The sequence below is a fragment of the Vreelandella janggokensis genome (assembly GCF_031451615.1).
In the GTDB taxonomy this organism is placed as follows: Bacteria; Pseudomonadota; Gammaproteobacteria; order Pseudomonadales; family Halomonadaceae; genus Vreelandella; species Vreelandella janggokensis.
Map to the genome: position 1 here is coordinate 69,692 of NZ_JARWAJ010000006.1, position 21,119 is coordinate 90,810.

18 protein-coding genes are annotated in these 21,119 nt (G+C 57.9%); 6 read left to right on the plus strand and 12 right to left on the minus strand.

Annotation, left to right across the window (positions count from 1 at the left end; translation table 11 throughout):
* Positions 1-91 precede the first annotated feature (91 nt).
* Complete coding sequence (locus tag QC816_RS15370) at positions 92-796, plus strand: aspartate/glutamate racemase family protein (RefSeq protein WP_309783211.1); 705 nt, start codon at positions 92-94, stop codon at positions 794-796.
* A 10-nt stretch (positions 797-806) separates the two neighbouring features.
* Here the strand turns inward: QC816_RS15370 and QC816_RS15375 are convergent, their stop codons facing one another.
* Entirely contained in the window at positions 807-1,727 is a 921-nt protein-coding gene (locus QC816_RS15375) for a glutaminase (protein ID WP_309783213.1), read from the minus strand.
* 166 nt (positions 1,728-1,893) lie between these two features.
* On the opposite strand from QC816_RS15375, the gene QC816_RS15380 reads away from it, so the two are divergent.
* Positions 1,894-2,748, plus strand: coding sequence for a bifunctional transcriptional activator/DNA repair enzyme AdaA (locus tag QC816_RS15380; RefSeq protein WP_309783215.1), 855 nt, complete (start codon positions 1,894-1,896; stop codon positions 2,746-2,748).
* Positions 2,749-2,835: 87 nt separating this feature from the next.
* Complete coding sequence (locus QC816_RS15385; RefSeq protein ID WP_309783217.1) at positions 2,836-4,302, plus strand: cobyric acid synthase; 1,467 nt, start codon at positions 2,836-2,838, stop codon at positions 4,300-4,302.
* Here QC816_RS15385 and QC816_RS15390 read toward each other — a convergent pair.
* The gene (locus QC816_RS15390) at positions 4,262-4,660 is read right to left on the minus strand and encodes a RidA family protein (RefSeq protein WP_309783220.1); all 399 of its coding nucleotides are present in this window, start codon (positions 4,658-4,660) and stop codon (positions 4,262-4,264) included. The two genes, QC816_RS15385 and QC816_RS15390, sit on opposite strands and share 41 nt — an antisense overlap.
* Positions 4,661-4,787: 127 nt before the next feature.
* Between QC816_RS15390 and QC816_RS15395 the strand changes: the two genes are divergently transcribed.
* Positions 4,788-5,351 (plus strand): hypothetical protein, encoded by a 564-nt coding sequence (locus QC816_RS15395; protein ID WP_309783223.1) that lies wholly within the window; start codon positions 4,788-4,790, stop codon positions 5,349-5,351.
* 26 nt (positions 5,352-5,377) lie between these two features.
* Here QC816_RS15395 and QC816_RS15400 read toward each other — a convergent pair whose 3' ends face one another.
* The 3 genes from QC816_RS15400 to QC816_RS15410 all read right to left on the minus strand — a co-directional run bounded on the left by QC816_RS15400 (position 5,378) and on the right by QC816_RS15410 (position 9,498).
* On the minus strand, positions 5,378-6,559 hold the full coding sequence (locus tag QC816_RS15400; RefSeq protein ID WP_309783225.1) for a vWA domain-containing protein: 1,182 nt from the start codon (positions 6,557-6,559) through the stop codon (positions 5,378-5,380).
* A 3-nt stretch (positions 6,560-6,562) separates the two neighbouring features.
* Positions 6,563-7,417, minus strand: coding sequence for an AAA family ATPase (locus tag QC816_RS15405; protein ID WP_199285203.1), 855 nt, complete (start codon positions 7,415-7,417; stop codon positions 6,563-6,565).
* A gap of 98 nt (positions 7,418-7,515) precedes the next feature.
* A complete protein-coding gene (locus QC816_RS15410) occupies positions 7,516-9,498 on the minus strand; it encodes a sigma-54-dependent Fis family transcriptional regulator (protein WP_309783227.1) in 1,983 nt (660 codons plus the stop codon).
* A 281-nt stretch (positions 9,499-9,779) separates the two neighbouring features.
* Between QC816_RS15410 and QC816_RS15415 the strand changes: the two genes are divergently transcribed.
* Both QC816_RS15415 and QC816_RS15420 read left to right on the plus strand, forming a co-directional pair.
* Positions 9,780-11,576: an NAD(P)/FAD-dependent oxidoreductase gene (locus QC816_RS15415; RefSeq protein ID WP_309783230.1), complete on the plus strand. Its 1,797-nt coding sequence runs from the start codon at positions 9,780-9,782 to the stop codon at positions 11,574-11,576.
* A gap of 588 nt (positions 11,577-12,164) precedes the next feature.
* The gene (locus QC816_RS15420) at positions 12,165-12,776 is read left to right on the plus strand and encodes an OmpW/AlkL family protein (RefSeq protein ID WP_309783232.1); all 612 of its coding nucleotides are present in this window, start codon (positions 12,165-12,167) and stop codon (positions 12,774-12,776) included.
* Positions 12,777-12,871: 95 nt separating this feature from the next.
* On the opposite strand, the gene pepQ is transcribed toward QC816_RS15420, so the two are convergent.
* From pepQ to QC816_RS15455, 7 genes are all read right to left on the minus strand, one after another.
* Positions 12,872-14,161 (minus strand): Xaa-Pro dipeptidase, encoded by a 1,290-nt coding sequence (gene pepQ / locus QC816_RS15425; RefSeq protein ID WP_085919255.1) that lies wholly within the window; start codon positions 14,159-14,161, stop codon positions 12,872-12,874.
* A 9-nt stretch (positions 14,162-14,170) separates the two neighbouring features.
* Positions 14,171-15,085, minus strand: a complete 915-nt coding sequence (locus tag QC816_RS15430) for a LysR family transcriptional regulator (RefSeq protein ID WP_085919256.1) — start codon at positions 15,083-15,085, stop codon at positions 14,171-14,173.
* 46 nt (positions 15,086-15,131) lie between these two features.
* Positions 15,132-16,199, minus strand: a complete 1,068-nt coding sequence (locus QC816_RS15435) for an ABC transporter ATP-binding protein (protein ID WP_199285209.1) — start codon at positions 16,197-16,199, stop codon at positions 15,132-15,134.
* On the minus strand, positions 16,196-17,212 hold the full coding sequence (locus tag QC816_RS15440; protein WP_085919258.1) for an ABC transporter ATP-binding protein: 1,017 nt from the start codon (positions 17,210-17,212) through the stop codon (positions 16,196-16,198). Before QC816_RS15440 ends, QC816_RS15435 begins: the two co-directional genes overlap by 4 nt.
* 7 nt (positions 17,213-17,219) lie before the next feature.
* The gene (locus tag QC816_RS15445) at positions 17,220-18,161 is read right to left on the minus strand and encodes an ABC transporter permease (RefSeq protein ID WP_085919259.1); all 942 of its coding nucleotides are present in this window, start codon (positions 18,159-18,161) and stop codon (positions 17,220-17,222) included.
* Positions 18,158-19,204: an ABC transporter permease gene (locus QC816_RS15450; RefSeq protein ID WP_085919260.1), complete on the minus strand. Its 1,047-nt coding sequence runs from the start codon at positions 19,202-19,204 to the stop codon at positions 18,158-18,160. The genes QC816_RS15445 and QC816_RS15450 overlap by 4 nt, the downstream gene beginning before the upstream one ends.
* Before the next feature lie 97 nt (positions 19,205-19,301).
* On the minus strand, positions 19,302-20,879 hold the full coding sequence (locus QC816_RS15455) for an ABC transporter substrate-binding protein (protein WP_085919261.1): 1,578 nt from the start codon (positions 20,877-20,879) through the stop codon (positions 19,302-19,304).
* Positions 20,880-21,119 lie beyond the last annotated feature (240 nt).

Here is a 21,119-nt window from a genome sequence, read left to right on the forward strand (position 1 = left end):
AAATTGATCTGCAAATAGCTTTTTAGCTATTGTTAAGTATCTTTAAAGCTGGCAAGGGCGCTTTAAATTTATCGAAGGGAGGCAAAGGGTTATGAAAACCATCGGCTTGCTGGGGGGCATGAGCTGGGAGTCCACGCAGACCTATTACCGTATGCTCAATCAAGGCGTGGCGGAGAAGCTGGGGGGCTTTCACTCGGCGAAAATAGTGCTCTATAGCGTGGATTTTGCCGAGATCGAAACGCTTCAACGCCAGGGCGACTGGGAGGCGATGGCGGACATCCTGGCGAATGCGGCTTGCTCGCTGGCGGCAGCGGGGGCGGATTTTCTGGTGATCGGCACGAATACCATGCATAAAGTAGCTGCCGAGGTGGAGGCCGCATCAGGCCTGCCCCTTTTGCATATTGCCGAGGCAACCGCCGATATTCTGGCCCAGCAGGGGATAGAGCGCGTTGGCCTGCTAGGTACCCAGTTCACCATGGAGCAGCCTTTTTACCGGCAGCGACTGGAGGCGCGGGGGATCGAAGTTATCGTGCCTGAGCCCGAGCAGCGTGAGGTCATTCATCGCGTGATTTACCAGGAACTCTGCCGGGGGACGATTAACCCCGCCTCGAAAGAGGCTTATCTGGACGTGGTGGCGACGCTTTCAGCGCGAGGTGCGCAAGGCGTGATTCTAGGCTGCACCGAGATTGGTTTGCTGATTAACCAGAGCGATACCCCGGTTGCGCTTTTTGACACCACCGAGATTCACGCCCAGCGTGCGGTGGCCTGGGCACTGGGTGATGGGGTGGCCTCCTGAACGCTTGCCGTTAATGGCCAAACACCGACCAGCCGGTTTTCTGGACAAACATTTCGAGTGCCTGGGTGCCTAGCAGGCTATTGCCGTAGGCATCGAGCCCCGGTGACCAGACGGCGATCGCCCCGTGGCCTGGCGCGATGGCCAGAATACCGCCCCCTACGCCGCTTTTTCCGGGGAGCCCGACGCGGAAGGCGAATTCCCCCGAGGCGTCGTAATGGCCGCACATCATCATCAACGAGTTGATCCGGCGGGCTCGCTGGGGGGCCACCACCCGAATACCGCTGGGTTTGTTGATACCATCTGACGCCAGAAATAGCCCCGCATGAGCGAGCTGCTCGCAGCTCATGGCAATGGCGCACTGGTGGAAGTAAGTGCCCAGCACTTTATCGACGTCATGGCGTAGATGCCCAAAGGCTTTCATGAAATGCGCGAGTGAGGCGTTGCGGTCACGGTGGGCCATCTCTGAGGCAGCTACCGCGTGGTCGAAGTAGATGCTGTCGTCATCGGCGATATAGCGCACAAAGCTGAGAATCTCGCCCAGGGTCTCTTTGGGTTCGTGCCCCATCATGATCGCATCGACCACTGCAATGGCGCCGGCATTGATGAACGGGTTACGCGGCTTGCCGCTTTCATGCTCTAGCTGGACGATGGAGTTGAACGGATCGCCCGATGGCTCGCGGCCCACTTTCGACCACAGCGAATCACCCTCTTGCCCCAGCGCAATGGTCAGCGTGAATACCTTGGAGATACTCTGGATGGAAAAGGGCGTGGTCGCGCACCCCGCCGAGTACACCTTGCCGTCCACAGTGGCTAGCGAAATGGCAAACTGCTGCGGGTCGACGTGGCTTAGCTCGGGGATATAATCCGCTACTTTGCCACGCTCCTGTGCTTTCGCCATGGTGGCGGCAATGTCGTCGATCAAGGCTTGCATGGGCGTATCGTGACCGTCAGTTGAGGCGGGCAATAACCCTAGCGAAAAATCCCGGCGCTGTCTGCTGTTGCAGTCAGCAAGATTCGGGTCGGCAACTCGCCTGTGAGCGCTTAGGCTGTGAAGGTAACGTTTAGCGGTTGATCATAATACAACGTGAGAGACGACAATGAACGACTATGAGCGTATCGAGAAAGCCATGGATTACATGGTGGCCCATGCGGCAACGCAGCCCAAGCTGGAAGCGGTGGCCGCCCACGTTCATTTGAGCGCCTTTCACTTTCAGCGGTTGTTCTGCCGTTATGCCGGGATCAGTCCCAAGCGCTTTTTGCAGGCACTTACGCTGGAGCGCGGCAAGCAACTGATGCAGTCTTCTACCTCGCTGCTGGATATTGCTCATACGTTGGGGCTTAGCGGCGGCTCGCGGCTTTATGATCACTTTGTGCAGCTGGACGCGGTCACACCGGGAGAGCACAAGCGCCAGGGGCAGGGCGTCGAGATTGCTTACGGCGTTCATGCCACGCCGCTGGGCAGCCTGTTCGTGGCGGTCACGCCGCGGGGTATCTGCCGTATGGGGTTTGTGGATGCCACCAGTGCCGACGAGTTACGGGCACGGCTTGCCAAAGAGTGGCCACTTTCCACGCTTCATCACGATCCTGACGCCACGCGTTTTGCGGTGGAAGCGCTTTTCAACAGGTCAGGCGATGCCTCTGCCACGTTGTCGCTGCATGTGACCGGTACCAACTTTCAAATCGCCGTATGGCGGGCGCTGCTGACCATTCCAGAAGGCCAACTGGCCAGCTATTCGCACATTGCCCAGGCACTGGGCACCCCCAAGTCCTCGCGCGCGGTAGGCAATGCCGTGGGCGCCAACCCCATCGCACTATGGATACCCTGCCACCGGGTAATCCAACAAAGCGGCGCGCTAGGCGGCTACCGCTGGGGCCCCACGAAAAAGCAGATGGTGCAAGCCTGGGAGTTGGCGCAGTTGAATACGGCGGCGCATGAGTTTGAAGTGAGTTAACCAACCCCTTCGTTGCTTGGCCCCGTTGCGCTAGCTAACCCCTCCCGCTACAGTTTCGCTCTTATCCAACTGGGCGAGACATCTGCTATGGCCACATTGATGATCCAGGGCACCACCTCGGATGCCGGGAAGAGTACCGTGGTGGCCGGGCTGTGCCGTGCGCTGAAGCGCCGCGGTATCTCGGTGGCGCCATTCAAGCCCCAGAACATGGCGCTCAATAGCGCCGTTACCGAAGATGGTGGCGAAATTGGCCGTTCCACCGCGCTCCAGGCACAGGCCGCTGGCGTTAAGCCACACAGTGATATGAACCCGGTGTTGCTCAAGCCGGAAACCGACCGTGGCGCCCAGGTGATTTTGCGCGGCAAGGTGCATGGGCATATGGATGCCATGGATTACCATGCCTTCAAGCGCACCGCCAAGGAGAGCGTGATGGCCGCGTGGCAGGCGCTGGAAAGCCGCTTTGATGTGATTATCGCCGAAGGCGCGGGCAGCCCCGCTGAGATCAACCTGCGCCAGGGTGACATCGCCAATATGGGCTTTGCCGAAGCGGCTGACTGCCCGGTGATACTGGTGGGCGATATTGAGCGAGGCGGGGTGTTTGCTCAGTTGGTGGGGACGCTTGCCCTGCTGAGCGAAAGCGAGCAGGCGCGTATGAAAGGGTTTGTGATCAACCGCTTTCGTGGCGACATGAGCTTGTTAACCCCAGGCATTGACTGGCTGACGGCATACACCGGCAAGCCGGTATTGGGCACCTTGCCCTACCTTCAAGGGTTGCTGCTGGATGCCGAAGACAGCATCGGCCTGACCCACGCGCCCACCCAGGGAGAATCGCTCAACGTGGTGGTGCCTGCGTTGCCCCGCATCAGCAATCACACCGATTTTGATCCATTGCGTTTGCATCCTCAGGTCAACCTCACCTTTGTCGGCGCAGACGAGCCGATTCCTGCGGCCGATGTGATTATCCTGCCGGGCAGTAAAAGTACGGCGAGTGATCTGGCATGGTTAAAGCGCCAGGGGTGGGATAGGGCAATTCAGCGCCACCTGCGCTACGGTGGCAAGGTGCTGGGTATTTGCGGTGGTTTTCAAATGCTCGGCGAATGGGTGGAGGACCCTGACGGCCTGGAAGGCAAGGCCGAGCGTGTCATGGGATTGGGGCTACTATCGCTCACCACGCGCATGGTGGCGGGCAAACAGCTACGCAATGTGGGTGGTGTAACAGTGGCTGAAGGGGCGAGCGTCACGGGCTACGAGATCCACAATGGCGTTAGCGAGGGCGCTGCGCTGGCGCAGCCGCTTTTTGATCTAGGCACCCACCTTGATGGCGCCGTCAGTGACGATGGGCAGGTGATGGGGACTTACCTGCACGGCCTGTTTGATCATTCTGAGGCTTGCCAGGCGCTATTAGCGCGCCTGGGCTTGTCAGCAGCCCAGCGTCTGGATTATCGCGCCCATCGCGAGCGAGAATTGGACCGTTTGGCCGATACGTTAGAGGCGCACCTGGATATCGAGGCGCTCATTGCTCTTTTGGGAGCTGGCGCGTCGCCATTACGGTAATCTCGACGTGGCAGCCTCCACAGATATTGGGCGATTCGGTACAGGTTCTCGCAGGGTAGCGGCCCGGCTCGAAGAACTCGGCATAGACGCTGTCCATATCGTTGATAGTCATCAGGTCAGTCAGGTGAACGTCCACGCGTAGCGCGTCTGCCAGGCTGCCGCCTTCCATTTCCAGCATGCGTGAAATGGCGCGCATCACTAACCGGGTTTCTTCCTTGACGTCGCCCTTGGCCGCATGGCCGTTCGATAGGTCAGAAACCGTTAGCCCTGAAATAAACACATAGCAATCATCCATCACCATATGACTACCGGGGAAGCTCGGCGTTGGCATGGTGGGGTCGTTCATAAATTTCGTCATAATCATCCTTCTATGGTGCCTGGTAAACAATCCGACACGTTAACACTTGCTAGGTTCATGTTGCGTGGCGCTGTTAAAATAGCCGTGTTTACACTAGGCTTGCCGCTTTTGGCGAGCGGGGGACCTCATGAAAGTAATCCAAATAGACCAGGCAGCACAGCAGGATGCCTGCCTGGCACGGCTGTGTGCAGAGGTTTATGGCCAATCCGCCGGGCTGACGCCGCTCGTGATATTTACCGGTACACGCAATGTGCTTCTGGCCGAAGAAGCCGCGCGCTTGGTGGCGGCGGTCGACGGCGAAGGCAAGCCCCAGGCTCTCGCGCTGCTCGTATTGGACGAAGAGGGCGAAGGGATGGCGCTTACCCACGCCTGCGATCTGGCGGCTCCCCAGGCAAAGGCGTGGCTGGTAAATGAGCTGGCGCTAAAAGCGCCGCTGCGTGTTGATGCTAGCGACGCTGCACAGGAAGCGTTTTATCAGCAGTGCGGCATTAAGCGCTGGCTGGACGGTGCCGAGGGTCAGCGGATCGGGTTAGGCGCTCGTCACCCGGCCAATACCATCGAGCAGCTCACCGCGACGGTCACCCTCGACGAGGCGCTTATTTTACGCCGCTTCAAGCATGACCCGGCAGCGTTTGAGCAGGCTAAACAGTTATTTGTCGATGGCCTGGCCCATTTCCCCGAAGCCTTTTAAAGGCCAATCACGCAGTGACCAGACGGCTACTTTTTCGCCAGCTCGCGCATGGCGGTTTCCAGCCCTTCCATGGTCATGGGGTACATGCGGTCATCAATGGTTTCGCGGATTAGTTGGGTAGAGTAGGTGTACTCCCATGCCCGGGGTGGCATCGGGTTAAGCCACGCCAGGCGGGGAAACGTTTCGCATAAACGCTTCAGCCACACGCCGCCCGCTTCGTCGTTAAAGTGCTCTACGCTACCGCCGGGGTGGGTGACCTCATAGGGCGACATGGCCGCGTCACCGACAATCACGACCTGGTAATCCGCGCCGTAGGTGTGCAAAACATCCATGGTCGGGATCCGCTCGTTACCCCGACGCATGTTGTTTCGCCAAACCCCTTCGTAAAGGCAGTTATGAAAGTAGTAGTGCTCCAGGTGCTTGAACTCTGAACGGGCGGCAGAGAAGAGTTCTTCGCAGACGCGAATATGATCATCCATCGAGCCGCCCACATCCAGAAACAGCAGCACCTTTACCGCGTTATGACGTTTTGGGCGCATCTGGACGTTGAGTAGCCCGGCGTCCTTGGCGGTTTCGCGAATGGTGCTATCCACGTCGAATTCTTCAAGCGCGCCCTGGCGGGCAAACTTGCGCAATCGACGCAGCGCCATTTTGATATTGCGCGTGCCCAGCTCCAGCGAGTCGTCGTAGTCGCGAAAGCGCCGCTCGTCCCATACCTTGGTGGCGCGACGATGTCGCGAGCCATCCTGACCGATGCGAATGCCTTCCGGGTTATAGCCGTAGGCGCCAAATGGGCTGGTGCCGCCGGTGCCAATCCATTTGTTGCCGCCCGCGTGGCGTTCTTTCTGCTCTTCCAGACGTTTTTTAAATGTCTCAATCAGCTCTTCGAGGCCGCCCAGGGATTCGATCTTGGCTTTCTCTTCGTCCGTCAGTTGCTTCTCGAACTCACGGCGCAGCCAATCGTCGGGGATTAGCGTTTCAATGGCGGCGTCCATGTCCTCAAGGCCTTTAAACCAGGCGGCAAAGGCACGGTCAAAGCGGTCGAAGTAGCGCTCGTCCTTGACCATCACCGTACGTGCCACCTGATAAAACGCTTCCATATCGGCAAATACCACGCCGCGCTCTACCACGGCGTGAAGGTCGAGCAGCTCGCGCAGCGAGACGGGCACGCCTGAGCGTTTTAATGTTTCAAACAAGCCGATAAACATGGCTTAGCGGCCTCTGCCTTTCTGGCGACGGATCATGAACGCCAGGCGTTCAAGCAACTGAGTATCCTGCTCGTTCTTGACCAGGGCACCGGCCATGGGCGGCAGCGCTTTTGCCGGGTCGCGGTTATAAAGCGCTTCCTGAGCCAGCTCATCAGCCATCAGCAGTTTCAGCCAGTCCACCAGTTCCGAGGTTGAGGGCTTTTTCTTCAGTCCCGGAGCATCACGCAGGTCGAAAAAGACTTCCAGGGCTTCGCTGACCAGCCGGGGAGCGATGTCAGGAAAGTGCACATCGACAATTGCCTGCATGGTCTCGCGGTCGGGGAATTCGATATAGTGAAAAAAGCAGCGGCGCAGGAACGCATCCGGCAGCTCTTTTTCGTTGTTGGAGGTGATAACGATGATCGGGCGATACTCGGCGCGGATGGTTTCGCCGGTCTCGTAAACGTGAAACTCCATCCGATCCAGCTCCTGGAGCAGGTCGTTGGGGAATTCGATATCGGCCTTGTCGATCTCGTCGATCAGCAACACCACCCGCTCGCCAGTGCTGAACGCTTCCCAAAGCTTGCCGGGCTTGATGTAGTTGGCGACGTTCTCGACCCCTTCCACACCCAGCTGTGAATCGCGCAGGCGGCTGACGGCATCGTACTCATAAAGCCCCTGGGCTGCCTTGGTGCTGGATTTGATGTGCCATGTGATCAACTGGGTACCGAGCGACTCGGCCAGTTCTTCGGCCAGCAGGGTTTTGCCGGTGCCCGGTTCGCCCTTGATCAACAGCGGACGCTCTAGCACCACGGCAGCATTGACTGCCTGCTTGAGCGCATCAGTGGCAATATAGGAAGAGGTGGAATCAAACGCCATGGAAGGAGCCTCGGCTTGTCGAATGCGTGTTAAAGGATTCAAACAAGTGTACGTGAGGGCTATCCCAAGGCCAACAGCCTTCTCTGGCGTGTCTTTGTTTACCCTTGCCAATTCGGCGGCACGATGCCTTGGCGCTGCATTTGCCGGTAGATCGTGGGCCGAGAAACCCCTAGCGCGCGAGCCACGGCGCTTATGTTCCAGTGCTGCTCCTTGAGAGTTGTCAGCAACGTGGGATCGGTGTCGTGATTCATTTCCGAAGCCGGGGGAGATGCCTGCCGTGTGATGCGTTGGCTAAGGCACTGATCGGGCAGATCATGAACGGTGATTTCGTCGCTTTCCGAGGTGGCCAGGGCAAACGCCAGTGCATTTTTTAGCTGGCGGATATTGCCCGGCCAGGCGTAGGCGAGCAGGGCGCTGATGGCATCGGCCCTTAGCCTGGGTGAGGCGTTGCCGCCGCGTTCGCTGACCACGTCGTTAAACACCTGGCGAATCACGTAGAGCTTATCGGCACGTTCACGCAGCGCGGGCAGGCGCAGTTGAGCCCCGTTTAGGCGGTAGTAGAGGTCTTCGCGGAACTCGCCCTGCTGAATCATTGACTCGATATTGCGGTGGGTGGCGGTAATGACCCGAATATCCACCTTCACAGGCGTATTGGCACCCAGCGGCATGACCTCCCGTTCTGCCAGTACGCGCAGCAGCCGGGTTTGTAGGGCTAGCGGCATATCGCCGATTTCATCCAGAAACAGCGTGCCGCCGTGGGCCTGGGGAATCAGCCCGCGCATTCCCTTGGCGCGCCCGCCGGTAAAGGCGCCGGGTTCGTAACCAAACAGCTCGCTTTCGATGAGCGCTTCCGGGATTGCGGCGCAGTTCACCGCAATAAACGGATAGTTGGCGCGGTTACCGCTTTCGTGGAGGGCGCGGGCGATGACCTCTTTGCCGGTACCGGTTTCTCCGCTAATCAGTACATTGACACTGGTTTCATTACGCAAACGTTCAGCGAGCTTCTGTACCTTGCGCATGGCAGGGTCATCCGCGCCTAAGCGTGCCAGCGATTCTGGCAGCGAGGCACTGGCCGGTTTTGTCGGCTGGCTCGAGCGGGGGCGCTTGGGTTCCAGCAGGCTAATAAAGTATATGGTGTTGCTGGCGCGGGCTCGGAAGGCGCGAATCTGGTCGTCGGTGGCGCTGTTGATGCTCAAGACATCGGTAATTTCGCACTCGAATAATTCGCCTAGCATGGGCGTAGGGTTTGTCGACCAGGGTGGCCAGCGACGCTGGTGTTCGGCGATCAACTCACGGCCTATCGCATTGGCGGCAATCACTTGCCCGTTCTCTTCAATGGCGATGAGCCCGCGTCCGTTAACGTGCACAAATTCCCGCGACGTATCCAGACGCACCATCAGACAGTCTCGATAGCGCTGTAAAAAGTAAGCGTCTTCAATCATCCGTGCGTAGAGCGTCACCAGCGAAAGGCTGAAATTCTGGCTTTCACGCTGAGTAGGCGATTGCAGTGCGGATATATCCAGCACGGCCATTACATTGCCCTGGGGGTCGGCGATGGGTGCGGCGGTGCAGGTGAGCGAAATATGCGAGGCGTCGAAGTGTTCCTGGCGGTGACAGATGATCGCCTGGCGGTCGTGCAGGCAGGTGCCTACAGCGCAGGTGCCTGCAAAGCGCTCGTCCCAGTCAGCGCCCAAGTAGAGCCCGGCCTTGCGCAATTGCTGATCCTGGCGTGGGTCGCCGCGAAACTCGACCGTGATACCGCGTTGGTCGGTTAGCAGCAGGACATAGCCAAGCTGGGAAATTTGTCCATAAAGCTGTTCAACGCCCGCCCGGGCCACGTGCAGCAATTCATCCACCGATTCACGGTGTTCCAGCAATGTCTGTTGTGGCACGACGCGCGCGGGCCGTGGTTGAGTCGGGTCCAACTGGTATTCGTTCAAGCAGCGCAGCCAAGAATGGCGAATCATTTCCTGGGCGGGTGTATGGGGCGAATCCAGGCCTTCGCCGAGCTGAAACACATGCTCAATATGCTGGCGCTGAACGGATCGTAGCTGCGCAGGCAGGGGCGAGTTGGTCGGCATGGTATTCCTCACGTCGCGCTTTGTTGTTGTCCTTCCAGACTATGCGCTTTGGGTAAGGTGTCAACGCGGCTGAATTACACCGTTAGTCGCTAGTTACACCTGTAACGTCCGGGTGTAAAGGGTGTGACAGGTGTACACCTCTGCGGTGTTTTATGACTGCCTTTTATTTCCCGATTTATCAGTGTCTTAGGTGGTCTTTAAGGCACTTGGCACGGCGGGTGCTTAGGAATTGTTGAATCATGGCTGATTCAACAATAACAAACCTGACCTGGAGTACCGATATGACACAGCCAACCGCCACGGCCATTGTACAAGCATGGCTGACCAACGTTGACGCCGCTCTGCAAGCCAAGAATATTCAGCAGGTAGTCTCTCTATTTGGCGATGAGTGCTATTGGCGCGATTTCCTTACCTTTACCTGGAATTTAAAAACCTGTGAAGGTAAAGACGAGATTCAGGCCATGCTGAACGCAACGTTGGATAATGCGCGTCCGTCCAACTGGCAGCTTGAAGGCGAAGCAACCCAAAATGGCGATATCGCCGAGGCGTGGTTCACCTTTGAGACCGCGGTCGCCAGCGGCAAAGGCTACCTGCGCCTGAAAGAGGGGAAGTGCTGGACACTGCTCACCACGATGCAGTCCCTGCACGACTTCCCTGAACCCCGTAATCACAACCGCCCCAAAGGCGCTGAGCACGGCGCCAATAAGCAGCGTGAAACCTGGCTGGAAGCACGACGGCGCGAAGAAGCGGAACTTGGCTACACGCAGCAGCCTTATTGCGTGATTATTGGCGGCGGCCAGGGCGGTATCGGCTTGGGCGCGCGACTGAAGCAGATGGGCGTGCCGACCATTATTATCGAGCGCAACGAACGTGCCGGGGACTCCTGGCGAAATCGCTATAAGTCGCTCTGCCTGCATGATCCCGTCTGGTACGACCACCTTCCCTATATTCCTTTCCCTGAAAACTGGCCGGTGTTTGCGCCCAAAGACAAGGTGGGTGATTGGCTGGAGATGTACACAAAGGTGATGGAGCTCAATTATTGGAGTTCCACCGAGTGTCAGAATGCACACTTCGACGAAACCGCAGGCGAGTGGGTGGTAAACGTGAAGCGCAACGGCGAAGCGATCACTTTGCGACCCAAGCAGCTCGTCATGGCCACCGGGATGTCGGGGATGCCCAATGTGCCGACATTTACCGGTGCAGAAAGCTTTGAAGGCGAGCAGCAGCACTCCAGCCAGCATCCGGGGCCAGACGCTTACACTGGTAAAAAGTGCGTCATTGTGGGGTCGAATAACTCCGCCCACGATATTGCCGCGGCACTTTGGGAGCACGACGCCGATGTCACCATGCTGCAACGCTCATCCACCCATATTGTGAAGTCGGATTCGCTGATGGAGGAAGTGCTGGGGCCGCTCTACTCCGAAGAGGCGGTGGCGAGTGGCTTAACCCATGACAAGGCTGATCTGATTTTTGCTTCGATTCCCTACAAGGTGCTGCCGGACTTTCAGCGCCCGGCGTTTGAGGCGATCAAACAGCGCGACGCCGAGTTCTATCAGAAACTCGAAGATGCGGGCTTTATGCTCGATTTTGGTGACGACGACTCGGGTCTGTTCTTGAAGTACCTGCGCCGGGGCTCGGGTTACTACATCGATGTGGGCGCCTGTGATCTGGTCGCCAGTGGTGATATCAAACTGCGCAGCGGCGTAGGGATAGAGCGCATCAACCCGCACTCCATCACGCTTACCGATGGCAGTGAGCTAGCAGCAGATTTGATCGTTTATGCCACCGGCTATGGCTCCATGAACGGCTGGGCAGCCAGACTTATCTCCCAGGAGGTGGCGGATAAAGTCGGCAAGTGCTGGGGCTTGGGCTCCGACACCACCAAAGACCCTGGCCCCTGGGAGGGTGAGCTGCGCAACATGTGGAAACCCACCCAGCAGGAGGCGCTGTGGTTCCATGGCGGCAACCTGCACCAGTCGCGGCACTACTCACACTATTTGGCGCTGCAGTTGAAAGCCCGCATGGAGGGGCTGGCAACGCCTGTCTACGGTCTGCAGCCGGTTCACCATGCGTCATAACAGGAAGGGATACTTGTGAGTCAGTCGACGAATCAGCAACATAGCGACGTTGAGGATTGCTGAGCGCTAACGAACTCACATGATGCTTTGTGATGCAAAAAGACCCTAAAGTGCGCAATGCTGGTGCATTTTGTTTGCTGCAATGCGAGGCAACTTACTAAAAATCCATAAGATTTATCATAAGCAATTGTTATGTAATAGTTTTTAAAAAAGTGGCACGTAGTTCGCTATGTATAAGGCAAAGGGTGACTGAATAGAGAAACAACAGCTTAGGTAGTTTGCTTCTTTCCCTTCTTCACCTACATCGCTGCTGACTTTCAGCGATACACCGAGTGAGCTGGCGTGCTCCACCTGGGTCCCCTTCGGGGGACTTTTTTTTGCGTGTAATTCGGCCTTTTCTCTTCTCTGCATATTTTGTGCTTAATATTATAACAAAATTTTACGTGACGTTTAGAAACAGTGTTCGTATACTCATTACTGTACAAGTTATCGAAGCGTCGCCGATGGTATGAACGTAGACGTTGTAGACGTGAGTGATATGTGACGCTTGATAACGGACTCCAAGCGAAAGTTGAGAGGATGACCCTGATGAGCCAATTCAAAATTGTAACAGCCGCTGTGATTACCGCTGGCTTTGCCATGGCAAGCCAAGCCGCGCTTGCGTACACCGCGGGTGATGTTTTTGTTCGCGGTGGGGTCGCTAAAACGGACATCGCTTCCGACGACACCAATGCAGGGGGAGCAGACTTCGACGTTGAAAGTGAAAACGGCTATAGCTACGGCGTTGGTTATCTGTTCCATGACAAGTTCGGCATCGAGCTTAACAGCGGTGAAGGCTTTGAACATGACCTGAAAACGGCCGCCGGTGATGCCGGTAGCGTCGAGCGTCTGCCGGTTAATGCGCTGTTCAACTACTACCCGATGGGCGGTGTCGATTCGCGTATTCAGCCTTACGTAGGTGTGGGTCTTAACTACACCAACTTCTACAGCGAAGACATTGGCCCCGGTGTCAAAGTCGACGACAGCTTTGGTGCCATTGGCCAGGCGGGTCTTGATCTGGCCGTGACCAACAACATCATGCTTAACGGCTATGTCAGCTATGCTGATGTGGACGCCGACATTACATCCAACGGTAACAACGTTGGTGCTGTTGACATTGATCCGGTGACCGTTGGTGGTGGTGTTACCTACCGCTTCTAATCGGCCATATCGAACGCCCATCGTTGCGTTAGCCTAGCTAGAACAAACGCCCAGCTCAGCTGGGCGTTTTTGTATCGGGCGTATACGAATATTGGCTAAGGGGTCAAGTTATCCGGCCCCTGGTCGGTCACGGCAATATTGTCTTCAATACGAATACCACCGCAGGGCATGCAGTGATCCACCAGCGTCCAGTTGATGGGCAGCGATGTCTCTCGCAGAGGGGCTAACAGCATGGGAATGAAATAAAGCCCGGGCTCGATGGTCACGACCATGCCGCTGGAAAGCGTACGCGTGAGACGAAGCGCCGGATGTCCGTTGGGCGCCGGAGCTGCAGTGCCGTCTGGATGGCGTAAACCGGCCACGTCATGCACCTGTAATCCCAGCGAGTGGCCCAACCCATGCGGGCAGAACGCGCGCGTCACGCCTTCATCGATAGCCTGTTCGCGGCTGCCTCGGAAGAGGTCATGGGTAATGAGAATATCGCCCAGCCGCTGGTGCATTTGCTCGTGCAGCGCGATGAAATCCGTACCCGCTGTAACACCTTGAACCAGCTCGTCTTTCAGGTCGTGCACGGCGCCCACCAGCTCGCCGAATAGCGCCGGGGCATCTGGTCCGGCGTGGGTGCGGGTGATATCCGCGCAGTAACCACGAAAGCGTCTTCCGGCATCGACGAGCAGGCTATGGCGTCGCCTGGGCGGGCTTGTGTCGTAGTGTTGGTAGTGGAGGACGCCCGCGTGGTCGTTCAGGCCGATAATATTCTGGTAGGGAACCGCCGACTCGCGCTGGCGGCTAGCTGCCAGGTAGGCAAGTTGAATATCCAGCTCGCCGGACGCGCCCAGGAAGGCTGCCTGGGCGGCCTCGTGTCCGGCGATCGCGAGCCGGTTGGCTTCACGTAGGCAGGCGATTTCGTAGTCAGACTTGACGATGCGAAGCTCGTCCAGGCGGTTCAACAAGGTGGCAGGGTTCAGTTGCGCCTTCAGGCTGGCGCTGGGTAACTGTGCCACATCGCCGATAATTGCGGCGTGGCCATCCAGCGCGGGGCTGACGTGGTCGCTGCAGAGGTGGATATCGAATTCGTCGACCCAGGGTTCTTCGGGAAGCCGGGTCGGCAGGTGCCAAAAGTCCGCCGGGGCATAGAGGTAAAGTTGTGGCCGCTGATGAGGGCGTATCACCAGCCAGCTATGTTGCACGTCGGCCAGTGGCACCCAGTGCATGAAATGACCGTAGGTCTGGAAGGGGGGTGCCTGATCGTCGGCAAAGTAGGCGTTGGTGTGCCCGCTGTATATGGCCAGGCTGTCGAGCTGGTGCTCGTCAAGCAAGGCAGTATAGTCACGCTGCAGGCGTGTCAGGTGCTCTTGCTGTAACCGATGTAGTTGCGATGACATGCAGGGTCTCTAGTAAGTGCGAAAGTGTGGGAGTTCACTCCAGAAGGCGTCCAGCTCTCCATGGTGCTGGCCCTGATGGCGGTAGAGGCGAAGCTCCATGGGGACATCCCAGCGGCTGTCGCCGGCGCGGACCAGACTGCCCTGGCGAAGCTCAGCCTCGACGTTGCGTTCGGGCAGCCAACTCATTCCGTAGCCGAGCAGCACCAGTTCCTTGATACCCGCCGCATAGAGGTTTTCGCTCTGGGCATTTAAATAGCTGCTCTGGGGTAATCGCGCCAGGTGGGCGGTCACCGCTGAGCCTAGCAGGCCTCGTTGTGGGTAGGCGAGCCAGGGAAGTGGCTGCTGGCGGCTGCCTGGCAATAACGCTCTTGGCGCCGAGTGATCGTCAACACCGGTCACCGGAATCAGGCGTTCATGGCCGATCACACGGTAGGTGCAGGAACTGGTGTCGATGTCCAGGTCGCAGCGCCCAATCGGCCAGTAGCAAATCGCCAGGTCGCATTCGCCGCGCTGTAGCGCCTGGAAATAGTCGCTGGCCACCCAGCCGGTGGCGCGCAGATAGGGTTGAACACGCTCCTGCCAGCCGGTTGTGGCCAGCCACTCGGGTAGAAATTGCCCCAACAGGCTCTGTGGAGCAGCCACCATGATACGTCGTTTCTGCCCCGCGCTGATTTCCCGAACGCGGTCTCGCGTCAGGCGAACGCGGTCAGTTACCTGCTCGCACAGCAGCAAGAACTCGTCTCCCGCCGGGGTCAAGGAAAGCGGCAGTGTTTGCCGGTTGATCAGCGTCACACCCATTTCCTCTTCCAGCAGCTTGATACGCCGGGAAAAAGTAGGTTGGGTGACGTTCTGTTCATCAGCAGCTCGGGAGAAGTGTCGCGTTCTGGCCAGGGCGATAAAGTCTTCTAGCCAGCGAATTTCCATGCTTTACCTCTCCATGCATAGCGCCATCTAAGGTTCGACGACCGCCTCATAGGCGGCCTTCTTCAACAGCGTGGCACGCAACCCGCGTGCCGTCATCCTGTGTCTGCAGGACAGGGATTTCCTGTTTACAGCGCGCATTGGCATGGGGGCAACGGCCATGAAACACGCAGCCGGTGGGCAGGTTAACCGGTGTAGGTACTTCGCCGGAGAGCCGGATGTGCTGGGGACGGTCGTCTTCAAGCCGTGGAATCGCCGACAGCAACGCCTGAGTATAAGGATGGCGAGGCTTGGCGAATAATGTCGAGGTGGTAGCAATTTCACATACCGTGCCCAGGTACATGACGGCAACACGGGTCCCGAAATGCTCGACGACTGCCAGGTCGTGGGTGATAAACAGATAGGTCAGGTTGCGCTCTTGCTGAGCTTCCATGAGCAGGTTGAGTACCTGCGCCTGAATGGAGACGTCCAGCGCGGAAATGGGCTCATCGGCGACGATAAACTCGGGGTCAACGGCCAGGGCGCGGGCAATGGCAATACGCTGGCGCTGGCCGCCGGAAAATTCGTGGCCGAAGCGCTTGCCCCAGTCCGGGTCAATGCCCACCGACCGCATGACGTCTTCGACCTTCTGTTCAATTTTTTCACGGTCCCAGTCGGGGTGGTGAAGACGCAGCGGCTCCTCCAGCGTTTGCTGGATGGTCATGCGGGGGTTGAGCGACGCATAGGGGTTCTGAAAAATCATCTGCATGCGCTTGCGGTAGGGCAGCAGTTGCCGCGAACTCAGGTTGTCAATGCGCTCGCCTGCGTAGCGAATCTCGCCTTCCGAAGGGGTAATCAGCCCCATTACCATGCGTGCAACGGTGGATTTGCCGCAGCCGGACTCGCCCACTACGCAAAGCGCTTCGCCGCGTTTTATGTCGAGATCGACGCCGTTGATGGCGTGCACATATTCCTGGTGGCGAACCAGCTTGCCACCCTTGAAGCGTAATTGTTCAAGAAAATCGCCCGACAACGAAAAGCGCTTGTTCAAGCCTCGAATCTGCAACAGCGAGTCGTCACTTTTCTCGTTCTGGGTCGGCGTCGGGTGGGCCGCCTTGGCCTCAGCGGGCGCGGTCATGAGGTTTCCTCCTTCAAGCGGCGGTCTTCAATCATTTCAGCGACCATGTGGCACGCCACGCGGCAGTTGCCGGACTCGACAAAGCCTGGAACCTGCTCGGTGCAGGCGGGGCGGGGCTTTCCGTCTGCGCGATTGATAAAGTTACAGCGCGGGTGAAACGCGCAGCCGCTGGGCAGGTTTGAAAGCGATGGCATGCTGCCGCGGATTTGATTGAGCTTTTCGCCGGGGGTGGCCATCTGCGGCAGGGCGTTAATCAGCCCTTGGGTGTAGGGGTGTTGCGGGTCGTTGATGATTTCCCGCGTGGGCCCTTGTTCGATCACACGGCCGGCGTACATGACCAGCATGCGCTGAGTCACCTGGCTGACCACACCCAGGTCGTGGGTGATCAGAATCAAGCCGACGTTGTGCTGCTCGCAGAGTTCCAGAAGCAACGCCATGATTTCGGCCTGAATGGTCACGTCCAACGCCGTGGTGGGCTCGTCGGCAATGATGATATCCGGGTCCAGCAGTAGTGCGATGGCAATGATCACCCGCTGGCGCATGCCACCGGAAAGCTCGTGGGGGTACTGATCCAGGCGGGTTTCCGGCGATGGGATCTGTACCTGGCGCAGTTTATCCAGACAAATCGCGCGTGCCTCCTTGCCGGAAATACGCCGGTGAGCCTTCAGGCACTCGACCATCTGTTCACCGATGGAGAGCACCGGGTTCAGCGTCATCATCGGGTCCTGGAAAATCATCGAGATGCGGTTGCCACGTACCTTGCGCAGGCCACGCTCGGACATGGTGTTGAGCGTCTTGCCCTCGAAGTTGATGCTGCCCCCGGCGATAAAGCCGGGCTTGGCAATCAGGTTGAGCAGTGAAAACGCGGCCACGGATTTACCGGCGCCAGATTCGCCGACAATGCCTAAGCGCTCGCCACGTTCAAGGGTAAAATTGACGTCGCGCAGTGCGCGCACTTCGCCCTGGCGCAGGCCGAAGCGCACGTCCAGATTTGTCACTTCCAGTAGTGCCATGGTGTCCTCAGCCTTTGTAGAGTCGCGGGTTCATAACGTCACGGAGCCAGTCGCCCAGCAGGTTGATGGACAAGACCAGTACCACCAGTAACGCCCCGGGAATGAGCGTGATCCACCACGAACCCGACTGGATATAGTCGAACCCGGATTTGATCAGCGAGCCAAGCGACGGGTGGGTTTCGGGCATACCCAGGCCGAGAAACGACAGGGCGGCTTCTGAAATGATGGCGTTGGCAATCTGTACCGTCGAAATGACGAAGATCGGCGACAGGGTGTTGGGCAGCACATGGCGGAACATGATGCGTTTGCTTCTGAGCCCCATGACGCGGGCGGCGTCGACGTATTCCTTGTTCTTCTCGGCGAGCACCGAGGCGCGCACGGTACGCGCATATTGGGGCCACTCGGCAAGGCCGATAATCAGCACCAGCAGCGGCACGGCGTAGGCGCTGAACGTCTCGCCGCCAAAAATCGCCTTGACCAGCGCGCCGACGATAATCGCGACCATCAGGGTCGAGAATGACAGCTGGATATCGGCGAGACGCATCAGGAAAGCATCGATACGGCCACCCAGATAGCCGGCGAGCAGGCCAAAACAGACGCCGATCAGCGCCTGAAGAGCCACGGCGCCAAAACCGATAATCAGCGACACGCGCGCGCCGTACAGAATCGTCGAGAGCATATCCCGGCCCTGGGCGTCGGTGCCCAGCAGGTACTGGGCGTCGCTACCCTCGACCCAGAACGGCGGCAGTTCCGAGGCGAGAATATCGATTTGTGCCAGGTCATAGGGGTTCATGGGCGAAAGCCACGGCGCGAGTACGGCGACGGCGACCAGCGCGATGAATACCACCAGACTGACCTGAGCGACCATGTCGCGTTTGAAGCTGTAAAACAGATACGAGTCGCGGAAGCGTTCCCAGCGGCTGGGAAGCGCGGAAGAAGATGCATTCATGCGGGCTTTCCGGTGAGTTTGATAGTGGGGTTAACCAGGCCATAAATCAGGTCGACGATCGTATTGGTGATCACGAATATCAGGCCCACGATCATGAGATAGGTCACGATGAGCGGAATATCAGAACGCTCGATGGCATCCAGGAACATCAGCCCCATGCCGGGCCACTGGAATACGGTTTCGGTCAGGATGGTGTAGGCGACCAGCGTACCAATCTGCACGCCGCCGACGGTGATGACCGGCAGCATGGTATTTTTCAAGGCGTGCAGAAAATAGATGCGACGCATGGAAATGCCCTTGGCCCGCGCAAACTTGACGTAGTCCGACTGCATCACCTCGAGCATTTCGGCACGGATCAGGCGAATAAACAGCGGCAGCATGATGGAGGCCAGTGAAACGGCGGGGAGTACCAGGTAGGTCAGCCCCTCCAGGCTTGCAAAGTTGGTTTCCCAGGTGCCAAACACGGGGACCGGATCACCTCGGCCGTAAGCAGGCATGCCCCCCTCGGTGGATATCACGCCGTTGAGCCAACTGCCCCAGGCGGTATCGACGGGAAAAGGGGTCCAACTGACGCCGATGGCAAACAGTTGAATCAGCATGATCGCGGTAAGAAATACCGGGATCGAGATGCCGACAATCGAGACGCCCATAAAAAAGCGGGAAAGCCAGGCGCGAGGTTTGATGGCGCTATAAACGCCAATCGGCACCGACAGGGTGATGATTAAAAAGGTAGCCGCGGCCACGAGCTCCAGCGTCGCCGGTAGGTGGCGCGCAATGACTTCGGTGGTGGGCTGGTTGAAAACGTATGAATAGCCGAAATCAAACTGCGCTGCATTAACTGCAAAGCGCGCGTACTGCACCAGGAAAGGATCGTTGAGCCCAAGCTCTTCACGAAGTTCGGCACGTTCGCTCTCCGGTACCGACTGGCCGACCATCTGTTGAATCGGGTCGCCCAGGTTATCTTGTATAGCGAAGGCAATGATGCTGATGACAAACATCACCAGCAGCGCATGGAAGAGGCGCTTAACCAAAAAGGCGATCATGAAAACGTTTCCGTCAGTAAAACAGGTAGGGCTCGCCCCGAAGCGGATAACCTCGGGGCGAGCTTTTCGAATGACGCTGGGTTAATTCACTGGCGCCTTATTCGGCGTCCATGACCAGGTCACCCAGGTAGGGGAAGTTCATCACGTTGACCACCGGCTCGATGTTGACGTGATTGGCCGACGCCCAGGCCAGGTCCTGCCAGTGCAGCGGTATAATCGCAGCTTCGTCGTAAAGAGTTTGCTCGACTTCCTGAAGCATGGCCGCCCGCTTGGCGCGATCCACTTCCACGTTGGCCTCGGCCACCAGTGCATCAAGCTCTGGATTGCAGTAGTTACCTGCATTGTACTGTCCGGCGCCGGTGTCCGGATCCGGGCAGGCCGTCAAGTATTCGTGGAAATTGGCGCTGTCTTCGGTGTCTGCGTGCCAGCCAATCAGCATCATGTCGGCGGCGCGGTCATCGTACTCGCCCCAGTATTGTGCTTTGGGAAGCGTGCTCAGATCCACGTTGACGTTGATGCGAGCCAGCATCGCTGCCACGGCCTGGGCAATCTTGGCATCGTTCACGTAGCGGTTGTTGGGCGCCATCATCGTGATGTCAAAGCCGTCTTCATAGCCTGCTTCGGCCATCAGTTCCTTGGCACGCTCCAGATCGTGGCGAAGCTCAAGGCTTTCGATATGACCAGCGTAACCTTCCGGAGAAAACTGCGCGGCAGGCGTGGCAAAGCCTTTCATCAACCGGTCAGCAATTGCTTCCTGATTAACGGCGTAGGCAAAGGCTTGACGTACGCGTGGATCCTGGAACGCCTCGACACGCTCCTGGTTCATGTGGAAGAAGATGATTCGCGTGCCCGACATCGTTACGAGCTGGGCGTCTTCGCTTTCGCGAACGCGTTCCAGGTCATTGGGCGGTACCGGGGCGATGAAATCAACGTCGCCGGAAAGCAGTGCCGCCACGCGGGTCGCGTTTTCACTGATGGGCGTGAGGATGATGTTATCGACATTGCCCGGTGATTCGGTGTCCCAATAGTTAGGGTTGCGCTCGAACTCGGTACGAACACCCTGCTGACGATCGGCGACGGTATATGGGCCGGTGCCTGAAACGTTACGTGAGGCAAAGGAGTTGCCGTTTTTGACGATTTCGTCTTTCGGGTCACCGTCCTCGGCTTCTCCTGAATAGAAGGCGCTATCCATGGGGAAGACGTAAGTCGCCAGGTTCAGCAGCAGCGGGTAGGGTGTCTTGGTGGTGATTTCTACTGTGTAGTCGTCAACGGCAGTGACGCTTTCGATGGGGTCAAAAATCGCTTTAAAGTCAGGACTGCGCTGGAGACGCTCGATAGTCCAGACGACATCGTCGGCAGTGAAGGCGTTTCCGCTGTGAAATTCAACGCCTTCGCGCAGCGACATACGCATGGTGGTGTCGTCGATGCGTTCCCAGTCAGAGGCCAGGCGCGGCTCGAATTCAAGCGCATCATTCCAGCGCACGAGCGGGTCGTGGGTCATGTGCGACAGCTGCAGGATCCCGCCCGACAGCTGTTCGTGAATATCCAGCGATACCGGGTCGGCATCGTAGGCCATACGCAGCGTGTTTTCGGCCTGTGCGGCAGTGGACAGGAGGGCTGTGCTGGCAAGCGTTGCGCCAATCACGGAAGCTAGTAGCGTTTTTTTAAACGTCATCATTATTCCTAATCGTTGTTCCCAAGAAGGATTATTGTTTGTTCGCTTTGCTGCTCTGCCACGCACCCTTGATGTTTCAGGGGGCGCATAACGGCAACAAAACAGACACGGTCAGCTCGAAAGCTATGCGTCTAACATAGTGAGAGGCGAGGGTTCTCTACAATCGAAATAATGACTGACCTCATTCAGCATATGAATGAGGCAGGCGGTGGCGAGCGTTACGGAGAGGAATTGAGACGA

Bases quoted from the DNA above. Each gene is read 5' to 3' on its own strand.
- QC816_RS15370 (WP_309783211.1), top strand. From the start codon at position 92: ATGAAAACCATCGGCTTGCTGGGGGGCATGAGCTGGGAGTCCACGCAG.
- QC816_RS15375 (WP_309783213.1), bottom strand. From the start codon at position 1,727: ATGCAAGCCTTGATCGACGACATTGCCGCCACCATGGCGAAAGCACAG.
- QC816_RS15380 (WP_309783215.1), top strand. From the start codon at position 1,894: ATGAACGACTATGAGCGTATCGAGAAAGCCATGGATTACATGGTGGCC.
- QC816_RS15385 (WP_309783217.1), top strand. From the start codon at position 2,836: ATGGCCACATTGATGATCCAGGGCACCACCTCGGATGCCGGGAAGAGT.
- QC816_RS15390 (WP_309783220.1), bottom strand. From the start codon at position 4,660: ATGACGAAATTTATGAACGACCCCACCATGCCAACGCCGAGCTTCCCC.
- QC816_RS15395 (WP_309783223.1), top strand. From the start codon at position 4,788: ATGAAAGTAATCCAAATAGACCAGGCAGCACAGCAGGATGCCTGCCTG.
- QC816_RS15400 (WP_309783225.1), bottom strand. From the start codon at position 6,559: ATGTTTATCGGCTTGTTTGAAACATTAAAACGCTCAGGCGTGCCCGTC.
- QC816_RS15405 (WP_199285203.1), bottom strand. From the start codon at position 7,417: ATGGCGTTTGATTCCACCTCTTCCTATATTGCCACTGATGCGCTCAAG.
- QC816_RS15410 (WP_309783227.1), bottom strand. From the start codon at position 9,498: ATGCCGACCAACTCGCCCCTGCCTGCGCAGCTACGATCCGTTCAGCGC.
- QC816_RS15415 (WP_309783230.1), top strand. From the start codon at position 9,780: ATGACACAGCCAACCGCCACGGCCATTGTACAAGCATGGCTGACCAAC.
- QC816_RS15420 (WP_309783232.1), top strand. From the start codon at position 12,165: ATGAGCCAATTCAAAATTGTAACAGCCGCTGTGATTACCGCTGGCTTT.
- pepQ (WP_085919255.1), bottom strand. From the start codon at position 14,161: ATGTCATCGCAACTACATCGGTTACAGCAAGAGCACCTGACACGCCTG.
- QC816_RS15430 (WP_085919256.1), bottom strand. From the start codon at position 15,085: ATGGAAATTCGCTGGCTAGAAGACTTTATCGCCCTGGCCAGAACGCGA.
- QC816_RS15435 (WP_199285209.1), bottom strand. From the start codon at position 16,199: ATGACCGCGCCCGCTGAGGCCAAGGCGGCCCACCCGACGCCGACCCAG.
- QC816_RS15440 (WP_085919258.1), bottom strand. From the start codon at position 17,212: ATGGCACTACTGGAAGTGACAAATCTGGACGTGCGCTTCGGCCTGCGC.
- QC816_RS15445 (WP_085919259.1), bottom strand. From the start codon at position 18,161: ATGAATGCATCTTCTTCCGCGCTTCCCAGCCGCTGGGAACGCTTCCGC.
- QC816_RS15450 (WP_085919260.1), bottom strand. From the start codon at position 19,204: ATGATCGCCTTTTTGGTTAAGCGCCTCTTCCATGCGCTGCTGGTGATG.
- QC816_RS15455 (WP_085919261.1), bottom strand. From the start codon at position 20,879: ATGACGTTTAAAAAAACGCTACTAGCTTCCGTGATTGGCGCAACGCTT.